This is a genomic window from Micromonospora sp. DT44 (genome assembly GCF_049841635.1).
GTDB lineage: Bacteria > Actinomycetota > Actinomycetes > Mycobacteriales > Micromonosporaceae > Micromonospora.
On the sequence record NZ_JBNCKS010000001.1, the window covers coordinates 219,985 to 233,742 of the forward strand.

Sequence of the window (13,758 nt, forward strand, 5' to 3'; positions counted from 1 at the left end):
TTCCGATGCAGCAGTTTCCCCGAAGTTGTGCAGATCTTGGCGTGCCGCCGGTGATGCGTCTGCGCATCAGGTGTGATGCGTCGGAGCCAGTGTCGCGTATCATGTGTGATACGTGACAGGGGGTCGGGTATGCGGTTGAATAGCAAGGGCCAGGTCACCATTCCGGCCGCGTTGCGGGCTCGGTACAACCTGCACGAGGGCGACGAGGTCGATGTGGTCGAGGAGGGCGGTGCTCTCCGCATCGTGCGCGTGCACGGTGCCGACACTCGTGGTGATCGTCTCGTCCGCCACATGCGGGGTCGGGGGAGCGCCAAGGAGACCGAGCACATGTCCACCGAGGAACTGATGGAGTTGCTGCGTGGCGAGTGACCGGCTCCGCGTGGTGCCCTCGCGTTCATCCGACGCGGTGACGACCCTGGTCGACACCAACGTGCTGCTGGACATCCTGACCGATGACCCCAAGTGGGCTGAGTGGTCCGGCGCCGCCCTCGCCGAGGCCCGCGACGCGGGCAGTCTGGTGATCAACCCCATCGTGTACGCCGAGGTGTCGGTCCGTTTCGCCCGTGTCGAGGAGTTGGACGAGGCGCTGCCGGCGGGGGACTTCCTGCGCGAGGAGCTGCCGTACCTGGCGGGCTTCCTGGCCGGTAAGGCCTACGCGCGATATCGCAAACTGGGTGGCACGAAGCGGTCCCCGGTAGCCGACTTCTACATCGGGGCGCATGCCGCCGTCTGCCGATACCACCTGCTGACCCGTGACGGGGCGCGCTACCGCACGTACTTCCCGACCCTGGACCTGATCACGCCGGCCGACTGACCGCCACTCGCCGGCCCCGGCCCCGGCCCCGGAGCGCGGATCTTCACTGGAGGCAGGCGGTCGCGGTCGAGCGGTCGTTGATCGTTGGCACCTCAGCAGCACCACGCTCGGCGTGTCGTACCGCTCAGCAGCCAACGATCAAGGAAGTAGGTGTGTGCTCAGCTTCAGGCGGGCGGGCTCGGTGCCACGAACGATCCCTTGCCCTGGCGAGTGACGATCCAGCCTCGCTCCTCGAGAATCCGAAGGGCGTAACGCACAGGCCACGCACTCGACTGGTACTGCTCACGCATCTCGGCGATGGACGGCAGTTTGTCGCCCGGTTTGAGAGTGCCGCTGCGGATTGAAGCAGCGACGTCATCGATGATCTGCTCGTACAGCGGTGCTTGCGGCATGGTGGCGCCACCTCTCGTCAGCGCACCGATCTTCGCACTCTGGGTAACTCGCCGTGCATGCTCTGTTGACTGTGACGGCAGTGCCTTCTAAGTTGGAATGGGTAGGGGTTCTCTCGTCAGCAACGGAGTGCCTCCGCCGGGGCGGGAGTGCTCCCGCGTCGCTTCCGCCCCGGGCCGATCGCCGATCAGCCCTCGTTCCCCACGTCTCGCCATCTCGATCGCGCTGTTCAGGAGGCACGATGTATGACCGTTCGCCGGATGGGCCGCTGCCACCAGCCAATCCCGTTGCCGGTGCGCGCCCTCGGCTGCCGGACGGGGATCAGGTGCCCTGTCCGCCGCTCCCGGCGCGGGCGTCGCTCACCCGTCGGCAGTACCTCTACGGACTCGTGATCGCTGTGGTCGTACTCCTGTTGTTTGTTCTTGGGGTCGTGCGGTGAGCGCGACGGACCGGCGGTGAACGAGCTGCCGGTGGGTCGCCGGGTCGCCCAGTGGCGGGTGCGGCGCAACATGACGCAGCAGCAGTTCGCGGACCGGCTCGGCAAGTCGAAGAGTTGGGTGGACAAGGTCGAGCGTGGGGTACGCCGGTTGGAGCGGGTGTCGAACCTCCGGGAGGTCGCCGAGACGTTGCGCATCGACGTGGAGGTCCTGTTGGCGGCACGGCCAGTGCGGCCGACTCCGGTCGTGGCCGGGGTGGACGGGGTACGGCTGGCGCTGGCCCGGTACCACCTACCGGGCGCGGACCGACCGCCGCCGGCGGAGGAGTTGCGGGCCCGGCTGGAGCATGCCGAGCAGAGCTATCGCCACGCTCGGTACCCGGCGTTGCTGGCACTGTTGCCCGGCCTGCTCGACACGGCCCGGGAAGCGCACGCGGCTCGGCCCGGCGCGACGGACGCGCTGCTGGTGTCGGTGTACGCGCTCATCGCCCTGGCGTTGGTCAAGGTCGACCAGGGGGATCTGGCGTGGTTGGCCGCCGACCGGGGCATGGCGGTCGCCCTGGCGACCCACGAGCCGCAGTTGGTGGGCCTCGCCACCGTGTCACTGAGTCAGGCCCTGCGGTCTCGTGGTCGACGACGGTCCGCCCTGGACGCCGCGCTCGTCGCCGCCGAACACATCGGTGTGTCCCGGGCCGCCGACGACGCTCCAGCCGGCGCGCTTCGAGGCGTGCTACTGATCCAGGCAGCGCTCGCCGCTGCGGGCGGCAAGGACCATGCCCGCGCACGCCGCGCGCTCGACCAGGCCACGGGGATCGCCGGCTGGGCGGTGGTCGAGGCCGCCCGGGTGGTGGCCGAGGCGTCCCTTGGCGACGTCACCACGGCCTCGGCTCGGCACGAGCGGCTGGTGGCCGGCGAGGAGTGGCGGTGGCTGCCGCCTGAGCACCGTGCCGCGTACCTCCTCGATGTGGCCCGCGCCTACGCGCTGACCGGCGACATGCTTCGGGCTGGCCGGACGCTGCTCGACGCGGAACGCACCGCACCCGGCGAGGTGCACGACCGCCCGAGGGTGCGAAAGCTGGTCACCGTCGTGTGGCGGTCCGCCGATGCGCCAGCCGGCATCGTCCAGCTCGCCACCACTCTCGGTGTCGCCTGACCGCCGTCACCTGGTCTCCCCGTCGTCGCCGAGTACGGAGCCGACAAGTGCGCTCAACCCTTCGTGCCAGCGAGCTTCGGGCCAGTCGCGCAGGTGCTCGACCAGGTCGCTGCGGACGGCGGCGAGCAGCGCGTGGGCCAGGTAGTCCGCCGACTGCGGGCCGCGTGCCTCCGTGACGAGGCCGGTGAGCAGGGCGTGCCAGTGGTCGTACGCCTCGTTGCGGTACGGGCTGCCGCCTCCGGCGCTCTCCAGCGCCAGCGTGAGCACCCGGTTGTCGAGCTTGAAGCGCAGCATGGCCCGCAGCAGTTCGACGGCCTGTTCCGCCGCCGGCCGGGCCTGTGACGCCGCGAGCGCGTCCCGCAACCGCAGTCCCCGTTGCTCGTAGAGAGCGCGGATGAGCCCGATGCGGTCGCCGAAGCGCCGGAACAGGGTTCCCTTGCCGACGCCGGCCGCGGTGGCGATGTCGTCCATCGACACCTGATCGGGGTCGGTTGCGGCGTCGAAGAGACGCCCGGCGGCGGCCAGCACCGACTCCCTGTTGCGTACCGCGTCGGCCCGCACGGGTACCCCTCTCGCCAAACGGACTGGCGGTCCGTATAGTGGAAACGGACCGGCGGTCCGAATCTTATCGTGGCCATGCCGGACGAGGAAAGGATGATCATGCCGAACAACCCCACCGCGGTGTTCGATCGCGCCATGGAGCTGCTGCTCGCCAAGGACATGGCCGGGTTCATCGCGCTGTTCGCCGAGGACGCGGTGCTGGAGATCCCGTTCGCACCGCCCGGCCAGCCGCGCCGCGTAGCCGGACGCGCCGAGCTGCACGACTACCTGATCAACTACCCCGACCTGCTCGACGTTCGCGAGATCCGTGATCGAACCGTGCACGAGACCAGGGACCCCGAGGTCATCGTCGTCGAGTTCGTCGCCTCCGGTCTCGTCGTCCCCACGGGCCAGCCGTACGAGGTGCGGTACATCGCCGTCCTGACCATCCGGGACGGGCAGCTCGTGCGCTATCGCGACTACTGGGATCCGATCGCGGCACAGGAACTGCTCGGTGGCGGACTGGTGCAGTCATGATCCTGGTCATCGGTGGCACCGGAACCACCGGCCGCATCGTCGCCGCCAAGCTCGCCGAGCGTGGTCACCCCACCCGGATCGCCAGCCGACACCCATCGACCGAAGGCGTGCGCTTCGACTGGTACGACCCGACCACCCACCCGGACGCTCTGCGTGACGTGCGGGCGATCTACGCCATCCCCCCGGTCGGCGAGGTCGACCCGGCACCGATCATGCTGCCCTTCCTCGAACGGGCACGCAGCGCCGGTGTTCGTCGGGTGGTTCTGCTCAGTTCCTCGGCCATCGGGCCCGCCGGACACGGGCTGGGTATGGTGCACGCGCGGCTGGGTGAGCTGTTCGTGCAATGGGCGGTACTGCGGCCGTCCTGGTTCATGGAGAACTTCGTTGGTGAGCAGCCGCACGCCGTCAGCGCTCGCGAGCAGGGCGAGATCGTCAGCGCCACCGGCACCGCCCGGGTCGGCTTCGTCGATCCTGCCGACATCGCCGAGGTGGCGGTGCGGGCTCTCACGGACCCGACGCCGCACAACACCGACCACCTCATCACCGGACCGGAGGCGCTGAGCTACGACGAGATCGCCGCCGTCCTCAGCGAGGTCAGTGGCCGGCCGGTCAAGCACCGTGCGATCGACCCGGTGGGACTGGCCGCCCGCCACACCGCGAACGGCATCCCGCCGGACTTCGCCCGCTTCCTCGCGAGCCTGGACACGGCGATCGCGGCAGGCGCGGAGGACCGGACGACATCGACCGTCGCGGACGTGACAGGTCGCACGCCACGAACCTTCCGGGACTTCTGCCGGGACCGCCTGCGCGGCGACCGTCCTGGCTGACGCTCGGTCGGCGTCTGCAGGGCGGTTCGGGAGAACTGTTCGGCCTGCGGCGGGCGACGTCGTTGCTCAGGTCCCCTCCCGGGACGGCGGTCTGAGGCCGGCGGTGAGCAGGCGCTCGATCCGCGCGTACTCGGCGGCCATCTCCGGGGTGGCGAGGACGTCGTCGAGGTCGGCCGAGACCTGGAAGTCGACCTCCTCGACAGCGCGGATGGCCAGTTCGTAGATCTCCCCGCGCGCGTTCTCCTCCAGATAGGTGGTCCAGTGCTCCAGCGCGGTGAAGGCCGTCAGGAGACCCTGATCGAGGTCACCGTCGGCGAGGATGCCCTCGTCGATCCGAACCAGCAGCGCGCGCAGCTTCGTCGCGTCGGCCGTCCGGACGTTCTCGCGGGCGCTGGTGAGCGCCGCCCACGCGTCCTCGGTCATCTCGTCGTCGACGGCGGTGTCGAGCAGATCGTCCCGGGTCAGCCGGGTGACCGTGTCGAGACCGAACGCCCGCAGGTCGTCCTCGCCCGCCGCGATGACCAACCGGAGGATCGCGGCTTCGAGTTCGTCGTACCGCATGACGTCAGCGCGCGCCGACAGAGCGGTACACATCCAGGGTCTGCCGCGCGATGGCATCCCAGGAGAAGTGTTCGACCGCACGACGCCGGCCGGCCAGGCCGAACCGCTCGGTACGCGCCGGGTCGGCGAGCAGCGCGTTGATCGCCGCCGCCAGGTCGGCCACGAACGTCTCCGGCTTCAGCGGCGTCCCCGACCCGTCGGTGGCCTGCTCGATCGGCACCAGCAGCCCGGTGTCGCCGTCGGCCACCACCTCGGGGATGCCGCCGGTGGCGGTCGCCACCACGGCCGTCTCGCAGGCCATCGCCTCCAGGTTGACGATGCCCATGGGTTCGTAGACCGACGGGCAGACGAAGACCGTGGCGTGCGTGAGCACCTGGATCACCTCGGGCTTGGGCAGCATCTCGGCCACCCAGACCACACCGGAGCGGTTGGCCCGCAGCTCGGCCACCAGCTCCTCGACCTCGGCGGCGATCTCCGCCGTGTCCGGCGCGCCGGCCAGCAGCACGAGCTGGGTGTCCGCCGGCAGCTCCCGGGCGGCCCGCAGCAGGTACGGCAGGCCCTTCTGCCGGGTGATCCTGCCCACGTAGACCACGCTGGGTAGCGCCGGGTCGATGCCGAGCCGGTCGAGCACGTCGGTGCCGTGGTCCGGGGCGTACTGCACGGTGTCGATGCCGTTGTAGACCACCCGGACCTTCGACGGGTCGATCTGCGGGTACGCGGTCAGCACGTCGCTGCGCATGCCACCACTGACCGCGATCACCGCGTCGGCGGACTCCATCGCGGTGCGCTCGATCCACGAGGAGAGCGCGTAGCCGCCACCGAGCTGCTCGGCCTTCCACGGCCGCAGCGGCTCCAGGCTGTGCGCGGTCACCACGTGCGGCACCCCGTGCAGCAGCTTCGCGGTGTGCCCGGCCAGGTTCGCGTACCACGTGTGGCTGTGCACCACGTCGGTGCCGGCGGCGCCGGCGGCCATCTCCAGGTCCACGCCCATGGTCCGCAACGCGGCGTTCGCGCCGGTCAGACCCGGCGGTTCGGCGTACGCCGTGACGCCCGGCTCGGCGCGCGGCAGGCCGAAGCAGTGCACGCGGACGTCGGCGAGGCCACGCAGTTCCCGGGCCAGGTACTCGACGTGCACGCCCGCGCCGCCGTAGACCTCCGGCGGGTACTCACGGGTGAGCAGGTCGACGCGCAGCGGGGTGGGTTCCGTCATGACCCCGCACCCTAGTGCAGAAGACTCCCCGTACGAGTGGTGAAGTCCGACGCGGGTGGATAGCGTCGGGGCATGGCTGCCAAGGTGCTCGCGATCGTCCTGGCGGGTGGGGAGGGCAAGCGCCTGATGCCACTCACCACGGACCGGGCCAAGCCGGCCGTCCCGTTCGGCGGGATGTACCGCATGGTCGACTTCGTCCTCTCCAACCTGGCCAACGCCGGCTATCTCAAGATCGTCGTGTTGACCCAGTACAAGTCCCACTCCCTCGACCGACACATCACCAAGACCTGGCGGATGTCCACGCTGCTCGGCAACTACGTCACCCCGGTGCCGGCGCAGCAGCGTCGCGGGCCGTGGTGGTTCGCCGGCTCGGCCGACGCCATCTACCAGAGCTTCAACCTCATCAACGACGAGCAGCCCGACTACGTGATCGTCTTCGGCGCCGACCACATCTACCGGATGGACCCCCGGCAGATGGTGGAGGACCACATCGCCTCCGGCGCCGCGGTGACCGTCGCCGGCATCCGCCAGCCGCTGTCGATGGCCGACCAGTTCGGTGTCATCGAGGTCGGCGAGGACGGCAAGCGCATCCGGGCGTTCCGGGAGAAGCCCACCGACGCGGTCGGCCTGCCGGACGCACCGGACGAGATCTACGCCTCGATGGGCAACTACGTCTTCACCACCCGGGCCCTGTGCGAGGCCGTGGAGCGCGACGCCGCCGACAAGAGCAGCAAGCACGACATGGGCGGCAGCATCATCCCGATGCTCGTCGAGCGGGGCGAGGCCAACGTCTACGACTTCCGTGACAACGAGGTGCCGGGCAGCACCGACCGGGACCGAGGCTACTGGCGGGACGTGGGGACGCTCGACTCGTTCTACGACGCGCACATGGATCTGATCAACGTGCACCCCGTCTTCAACCTCTACAACTTCGACTGGCCGATCTACACGGAGCAGCCGCCGTGGCCGCCGGCGAAGTTCGTCCACCAGTGGGGTGAGCGGGTCGGCCGGGCGGTCGGCTCGATGGTCTCGCCCGGTGTGGTGATCTCCGGCTCGCTGGTGGAGAACTCGATCGTGTCGCCGAAGGTACGGGTGCACTCGTGGGCGCACGTGGAGGGCTCGGTGCTGATGGAGGGCGTCGAGATCGGCCGACACGCGGTGGTCCGACGGGCGATCCTGGACAAGAACGTGTTCGTCCCCGAGGGCGTCGAGATCGGTGTCGACCTGGAGAAGGACCGCCAGCGCTACACCGTCTCCGACAACGGCATCGTGGTCATCGGCAAGGGCCAGAAGGTCGAGCCGTGACCGACCCGCACACACCGAGGAGGATCCCGCAGTGACCCACCCCCGTGCCGGCCAGCCCGCCGAGCCCGCCGACCTGGTCGACGTGCCGCGCCTGGTGACCGCCTACTACGCCGAGCATCCGGACCCCGCGGACCCGGCGCAGCAGGTCTCCTTCGGCACCTCCGGTCACCGGGGCTCCAGCCTGCGCAACGCGTTCAACTCCGACCACATCCTCGCGGTCACCCAGGCGCTCTGCGACTACCGGCGGGAGCAGGGCCTGGACGGCCCGCTGTTCCTCGCCCGGGACACCCACGCGCTCTCCGCTCCGGCTGCGGTGGACGCGCTGGAGGTCCTCGCGGCCAACGGCGTCACCGTGCTGCTGGACAGCCGCGACGGCTACGCCCCCACGCCGGCGCTGTCGCACGCGATCCTCACCCACAACCGGGGGCGCACCAGCGGGCTCGCCGACGGCATCGTCATCACTCCGTCGCACAACCCGCCGGACGACGGCGGCTTCAAGTACAACCCGACCAACGGCGGGCCCGCCGACACCGACGTCACCCGGTGGATCCAGGACCGGGCCAACAGCATCCTCGCCGCCGGGCTCAAGGAGGTCCGCCGGATCACCTACGCGCGGGCCCGGGCCGCCGACACCACCGGGGAGTACGACTTCCTCGCGCACTACGTCGACGACCTGCCGGCGGCGATCGACATCGACGCCATCCGCGACGCCGGCATCCGCATCGGCGCCGACCCGCTGGGCGGGGCCAGCGTGGCGTACTGGGGTGAGATCGCCGAGCGGCACCGCCTGGACCTGACGGTGGTCAACCCGACTGTCGACCCGACCTGGCGGTTCATGACCCTCGACGGCGACGGCAAGATCCGGATGGACTGCTCCTCGCCGAACGCGATGGCGTCGCTGATCGCCGCGCGGGCCGACTACCAGATCTCCACCGGCAACGACGCGGACGCCGACCGGCACGGCATCGTCACCCCCGACGGCGGCCTCATGAACCCCAACCACTTCCTCGCGGTCGCGATCGGGCACCTGTTCCGCACCCGCGCCGACTGGGGCCCGGCCGCCGCCGTCGGCAAGACCCTGGTCTCGTCCTCGATGATCGACCGGGTGGCCGCCGACCTGGGTCGGCCGCTGCTGGAGGTGCCGGTCGGGTTCAAGTGGTTCGTGCCCGGCCTGCTCGACGGGGCGGTCGGCTTCGGCGGTGAGGAGAGCGCCGGGGCGTCGTTCCTGCGGCGCGACGGCTCCACCTGGACCACCGACAAGGATGGCATCCTGCTCTGCCTGCTGGCCTCCGAGATCCTGGCGACCACCGGGCGCAGCCCGAGCGAGCACTGGGCGGAGCTGGCCGAGCGCTTCGGCGCCCCCGCGTACGCCCGGATCGACGCCCCGGCGACCCGCGAGCAGAAGGCCGTGCTCGCGAAGCTCAACCCGGACCAGGTCACCGCCACGGAGTTGGCCGGCGAGCCCATCACCGCGACCCTGACCACCGCGCCCGGCAACGGCGCCCCGATCGGTGGCCTGAAGGTCAGCACGGAATCCGGCTGGTTCGCGGCAAGGCCCTCGGGAACGGAAGACGTCTACAAGATCTACGCCGAGTCCTTCCAGGGCCCCGACCACCTGAAGAAGATCCAGGAAGAAGCCAAAACCCTGGTAGACCAGGCCCTGACCCAGGCCTAACCCACCCCCCACCCCACCCCACCGCCTGCGTTGATCATGAAGTTGTTGCCACGACACGCCGCGCGGGACGGCAATAACTTCATGATCAGCCGTGTCGGGGGGAGGGGGAGCGGGACAGGGGTTTCAGCAGGGTGGTGGGTCGGCGGGTGGGGGGAGTTCCTGGCTGCGGCGGCGGAGTTCTTCGGGGAGTAGTTCGCGGAGTTGCTCGGGGAGGAACGGCAGGTCGAGCAGGGTCATCTTCAACTGGTTGCGCTCCTGGTAGCGCAGCGGGTCGAAGCGGACCACCAGGCCGGCGTCGCGGCGGTACGAGATGTCCACCGTCCCCTCCGTCGCCGCGTCGCGGAACACCAGACCGTCCATCTCCACGACGACCGGCGACGAGTTGGGCTGTAGCTCCAACCGGATCTTCTCGTCCGGGGAGAGCACCACGGCACGGGAGATACCGGCCATCGGCGCGGCCGGCGTGATCACCACCGAGTCCGCCGCCGGGGAGATCAGTGGACCGCCGGCCGCGTAGCTGTACGCCGTCGAGCCGATCGGGGTGCTGACCACCACGGCGTCGCTGCGGTAGTAGCCGTACTGCTGGCCGTCGATGGCGAGTGTGACGCTGACGAAACCGGCGCCCGGCTGGCGGACCAATGCGATGTCGTTGAATGCCACGACGTCGTCACCGCACACGTCGCAGGCGAGACACGCGTGCGACTCGACGGTGAAGTCCTTCGACAGCAGCCGGCTCAGCGCGTCGGGCAATCCCGGCGGTTCGATCTCGACCAGAAACCCCAGACGACCCAGGTGTACGCCGAGCACCGGCTTCGGGTCGCGGACGGCGGAGCGCAGCGCACCCAGCATCGTGCCGTCACCGCCGATGCTGATCAACGCGTCGGCGCGGACGGCGACCTCGCCCTCCGGCACCGGTTCGATGCTGGAAGGGACGCGGTGCTGGTCCTCCCGGCGCACGAACAGCGTCTTGTGGTGGCGGATGGCCCACCGTTCGATGATTTCGACCACCTCGGTGACATCCCGGGTGGGGTGCAGCACAAGTCCCAGCCCCGACACCCGTCCAGCTCATCACATCGGTGCGGGGCGCACCCGGCGTACGCCGAAGGTGCGCCGGCGGCCCGTGGACCGCCGGCGCACCTCGCCGCCGTCAGGGGCGGGGTTGACCGGTGAGGTGGGTCAACGAGCGGGCGACCAGGTCATCGCGGGCCGCTGGGGAGAGGCCCTCCAACCCGAAGCCCAGGTACACCGTGTCCCGGGTGACCACCACGGAGCCCTCCTCGAACGCCTGCTGGCTGCGCGACCAGTCGTTGGCGTTGCCGCCGGAGCCGGCCGGCGGCCCGGCCACCGTCCAGCCGCCCAGGTCGGCGGACTCGAACGAGGTCTCCGCCACCGTCGCGGAGTCGACCACCACCCGGGCGTCGTCCAGGAAGACCCCGAGCCCTTGAGCCCCCCAGTCCGAGGCGTACGTGATTGACACCTCGACCTGCTTGCCGGCGTACGCGGTCAGGTCGACCACGAACTCCTTCCACCCACTCGACGTCCCGGTGGCCGCGTTCCAGCTTCCGGTGCTCCCGGAGGGGGAGCAGCCCGCGCCCTGGTAGTGGGCGAGGAACGGGTGCAGCTGGCCCCAACCCGAGGCGCAGCTCTCCCCGGTGACCGTGCTGGTCTTGCCGTTGACGTCCGGCAGTGTCGTCCAGTTGTCGCTGCCCACCTCGTGGGCCTCGACGAAGAGGAAGTCCCAGTTCTGCTCGATCTCGTACGAGGTGAAGAAGCGCAGCTCTCCGCTGGTCGCCCCGCTGAGGTCCACCGTGCGAGTGAGCCGCTTGTACGACTCGTTGGCCTGCCCGCTGTACAGGTACCACTCACCCGTACGCGGGTCGAACGGCGCGCCGCCCGGTCGAGTCCAGCCCACCGGCGCGGAGCTGGCGAACTGCGGGAACTCGTCCGGCGGCAGGAAACTCGACGTGGTCAGGAACGACGCGGTGTGCCCCTGGTTCTCCGCCGAACCGGCCGCGTTGAGCTGCCCGTTGAAGCCGGTGAACGGGCTGTCGCGGCCGGCGACCGGGAACGGCTCTCCCTCCGGCGCGGTACCGCCGTCGCTGACGTAGGTGTGCGCTCCCAACCAGTACTGCTGGAAGTCGTTCAGCAGCGGCAGGCAGGCGGGATCGTCGGCGTTGGTGCACTCCGGCGGCGCGTCCGGGTGGTACACGTACGAACCGTTGGCGCCCTGGGCGAACAGCGCGTACTGGCCGCTGACCAGGAGCTTGCCACCTTCGTTGAGGTAGTCCCGCACGGCCAGTTCGGTGTCCAGCGCCGCCTTGGCCGCGGTGCCGGCAACCTGGCCGGGGGAGCGCATGATCACGTCGTCGCCGGTCTCCCACACCACCGCCTTATAGTGCGACAGCACGCCCAGCGGGTGGGGCGCCTTGCGGCCCATCGCGTCGAAGTCGTACACGTCGCTGCTGCGGCCGGCGGCGCTCAACGATGCCGCGACCTCGTCGGCGTACTTGGCGGTGGTGCCGTTCTGTGCCGGGCTGAGGCCGGTGACGTCCTCCATTGCGAGGACCAGCACGTCGCCGCCGATGTCGGTGTGCACCCGATAGGTGAAGTGAACGCTTGCGACCACCCCGGACCGGGGTCTGTTGCCGGTGAACCAGACCTCCACCCGGTCACCCGGTTTCGTGCCGCCGACCGTGCCGCGAAGCTCCGCGTAGTAGTCGTCGTGAGTGTCGCCGTACCGTTCGCCGCCGCGCCACTCGCGGACCGCGACGGTCTTCGGTCGCCCGCCGTTGACCGTGTAGTGCATCTTCACGTTCTTCAGCGCCCGCCGGGTGATGGCGGCGACCTGCTGGGTGCGCCCGTACGAGGTGTCGAAGGCGTCCACCACGAAGTCCGGGGTGCTCCGGCCGACCACCGACACCGGCTCGTCCGGGTCGGCCGCCGACTTGGCCACGGCCAGCGCGAACGGCAGGTTCTTGCTCACCTCACCAGCGATCAACGTCTCGTCGTCGGGGAAGATGAAGCCGCTGACGCAGTCCTCCGGGCGCCACTCGTCGTCCGGGTCGACCGCCGAGGCGGCCTCACACGTGGACATCTCGGGGGTGAAGCCCAGCGCGCCGTACCGGACGGTGGCGTGGCTGTCGGTGTCACCGTTGGTCGTGTACAGCTCGGCGGAGATGTCGGGGTCGTAACCGGGCACCGCCGGGTGCGCGTCGTCCCCGGCCATCGCCTTGTAGATCTCGTCGTCCGGGCTGGGGGTGCTCACCTGCCAGCCGATGCCGTAGAGCAGCAGCTCGGCCGCCGAGTGGTAGTTGACGAAGAACTCGAACCCGACCCGCTTGAAGAGCTGATCCAGGGCCCTGGTCTCCGGCTCCGAGTTGGGGCCCGGACCCCGGTAGGTCTCGCTGTTCGGCTCCGGTGACGAGCCCTCGTTGTCGTACCCCCACTTGTAGGCGAAGTTGCGGTTGAGGTCCACGCCGTCGCCGGGGGTGATCTGTCCGTCGCCGTTGTTGTCCCGCAGGTTCTTGCGCCACAGCCGGTTGCCGGTGGTGAAGGTGAAGTCGTAGCCGTCCGGGTTGGCCACCGGCAGGAACCACAGCTCGGTCGTGTCCAGAAGTTTCGTGATCTCCCGGTCGGTGCCGTAGCTGTCCAGCACGTGGTGCATCAACCGGCGGGTCATCTCCGGCGTGATCCACTCACGGGCGTGCTGCGCGCCGGCGTAGAGGACGGCGGGCCGTTTCCCGTCCGCGACGGTCCGCGCGTTCCTGGTGACCTTCACGGCGACGATCGGCTGGCCCTGCTGGGTGCGGCCGATCGTCTCCACCTTGGTCAGCTTGGGATAGCGGGCCGCTGTCGCGTTCAACTCGTCGCGCAGACCGCCCGGCTCCCCATAGGGCCGGAACGCCGTCCAGCCCGCCGCCGCCTGCTCCCGCAGCGCCTGTGACGCGTCCTTGCCGCGCACCTTCTTCACCGACAACGGAACGCCCTGGTCGGTCAGCCGCTTCGCCTGCCGGCGACTGAGCACCGTCTCGACGGTCGTCCTGCCGGTCGAGTCGGTCTTCGCGTCGTGGCCGAGGTCGACCCCCGCCGCGCGTAGCTGGTCCCGCTGTTTCGCGTCGACCGTGCCGACGTAGACCTCCAGGCCTTCGCGGGCACCCGGTTCGGATGGTGGCTTCGCGCTTGCCGGCGGGGTTAATGCGAGTGCGCCGAGCAGGGTGACCACGCTGGCGATCGCCAGTCGTCTCGGTCTCATCGCGCCTCCTTGGGTGAAGGACCTGTAGGCGCGAGCTTTCGGTGTGGCGTGATTGATG

The 13,758-nt window shown here is 69.9% G+C and carries 13 protein-coding genes; 7 read left to right on the forward strand and 6 right to left on the reverse strand.

Annotated features, from left to right (window positions below; translation table 11 throughout):
- Positions 1–129: 129 nt before the first annotated feature.
- Together ACLQ25_RS00985 and ACLQ25_RS00990 are read left to right on the forward strand one after the other, a co-directional pair.
- Positions 130–369, forward strand: a complete 240-nt coding sequence (locus tag ACLQ25_RS00985; RefSeq protein WP_425728180.1) for an AbrB/MazE/SpoVT family DNA-binding domain-containing protein — start codon at positions 130–132, stop codon at positions 367–369.
- Positions 359–814 (forward strand): type II toxin-antitoxin system VapC family toxin, encoded by a 456-nt coding sequence (locus ACLQ25_RS00990; RefSeq protein WP_425728182.1) that lies wholly within the window; start codon positions 359–361, stop codon positions 812–814. The genes ACLQ25_RS00985 and ACLQ25_RS00990 overlap by 11 nt, the downstream gene beginning before the upstream one ends.
- Before the next feature lie 164 nt (positions 815–978).
- Here the strand turns inward: ACLQ25_RS00990 and ACLQ25_RS00995 are convergent, their stop codons facing one another.
- Positions 979–1,206, reverse strand: a complete 228-nt coding sequence (locus ACLQ25_RS00995; protein ID WP_425728184.1) for a winged helix-turn-helix domain-containing protein — start codon at positions 1,204–1,206, stop codon at positions 979–981.
- 453 nt (positions 1,207–1,659) lie between these two features.
- On the opposite strand from ACLQ25_RS00995, the gene ACLQ25_RS01000 reads away from it, so the two are divergent.
- Positions 1,660–2,793 carry a helix-turn-helix domain-containing protein gene (locus ACLQ25_RS01000; protein ID WP_425728186.1) on the forward strand — a complete coding sequence of 378 codons (1,134 nt, stop codon included), beginning with the start codon at positions 1,660–1,662 and terminating at the stop codon, positions 2,791–2,793.
- Positions 2,794–2,799: 6 nt separating this feature from the next.
- On the opposite strand, the gene ACLQ25_RS01005 is transcribed toward ACLQ25_RS01000, so the two are convergent.
- Positions 2,800–3,354 carry a TetR/AcrR family transcriptional regulator gene (locus ACLQ25_RS01005; protein ID WP_425728188.1) on the reverse strand — a complete coding sequence of 185 codons (555 nt, stop codon included), beginning with the start codon at positions 3,352–3,354 and terminating at the stop codon, positions 2,800–2,802.
- 99 nt (positions 3,355–3,453) lie between these two features.
- Between ACLQ25_RS01005 and ACLQ25_RS01010 the strand changes: the two genes are divergently transcribed.
- Both ACLQ25_RS01010 and ACLQ25_RS01015 read left to right on the forward strand, forming a co-directional pair.
- A complete protein-coding gene (locus tag ACLQ25_RS01010) occupies positions 3,454–3,870 on the forward strand; it encodes a nuclear transport factor 2 family protein (RefSeq protein ID WP_425728191.1) in 417 nt (138 codons plus the stop codon).
- Positions 3,867–4,697 carry an NmrA family NAD(P)-binding protein gene (locus ACLQ25_RS01015; protein WP_425728193.1) on the forward strand — a complete coding sequence of 277 codons (831 nt, stop codon included), beginning with the start codon at positions 3,867–3,869 and terminating at the stop codon, positions 4,695–4,697. The genes ACLQ25_RS01010 and ACLQ25_RS01015 overlap by 4 nt, the downstream gene beginning before the upstream one ends.
- A gap of 66 nt (positions 4,698–4,763) precedes the next feature.
- On the opposite strand, the gene ACLQ25_RS01020 is transcribed toward ACLQ25_RS01015, so the two are convergent.
- Positions 4,764–5,258, reverse strand: coding sequence for a hypothetical protein (locus ACLQ25_RS01020; RefSeq protein WP_425728195.1), 495 nt, complete (start codon positions 5,256–5,258; stop codon positions 4,764–4,766).
- A gap of 4 nt (positions 5,259–5,262) precedes the next feature.
- The gene (gene glgA, locus ACLQ25_RS01025) at positions 5,263–6,468 is read right to left on the reverse strand and encodes a glycogen synthase (protein ID WP_425728197.1); all 1,206 of its coding nucleotides are present in this window, start codon (positions 6,466–6,468) and stop codon (positions 5,263–5,265) included.
- 72 nt (positions 6,469–6,540) lie between these two features.
- Between glgA and glgC the strand changes: the two genes are divergently transcribed.
- Together glgC and pgm are read left to right on the forward strand one after the other, a co-directional pair.
- A complete protein-coding gene (gene glgC, locus ACLQ25_RS01030; RefSeq protein ID WP_425728199.1) occupies positions 6,541–7,773 on the forward strand; it encodes a glucose-1-phosphate adenylyltransferase in 1,233 nt (410 codons plus the stop codon).
- A 31-nt stretch (positions 7,774–7,804) separates the two neighbouring features.
- Complete coding sequence (pgm, locus tag ACLQ25_RS01035; RefSeq protein WP_425728201.1) at positions 7,805–9,448, forward strand: phosphoglucomutase (alpha-D-glucose-1,6-bisphosphate-dependent); 1,644 nt, start codon at positions 7,805–7,807, stop codon at positions 9,446–9,448.
- 123 nt (positions 9,449–9,571) lie between these two features.
- On the opposite strand, the gene ACLQ25_RS01040 is transcribed toward pgm, so the two are convergent.
- The gene (locus ACLQ25_RS01040; RefSeq protein ID WP_425728316.1) at positions 9,572–10,495 is read right to left on the reverse strand and encodes an NAD(+)/NADH kinase; all 924 of its coding nucleotides are present in this window, start codon (positions 10,493–10,495) and stop codon (positions 9,572–9,574) included.
- 100 nt (positions 10,496–10,595) lie between these two features.
- On the reverse strand, positions 10,596–13,700 hold the full coding sequence (locus tag ACLQ25_RS01045) for a M14 family zinc carboxypeptidase (protein ID WP_425728203.1): 3,105 nt from the start codon (positions 13,698–13,700) through the stop codon (positions 10,596–10,598).
- Between the last annotated feature and the right edge of the window lie 58 nt (positions 13,701–13,758).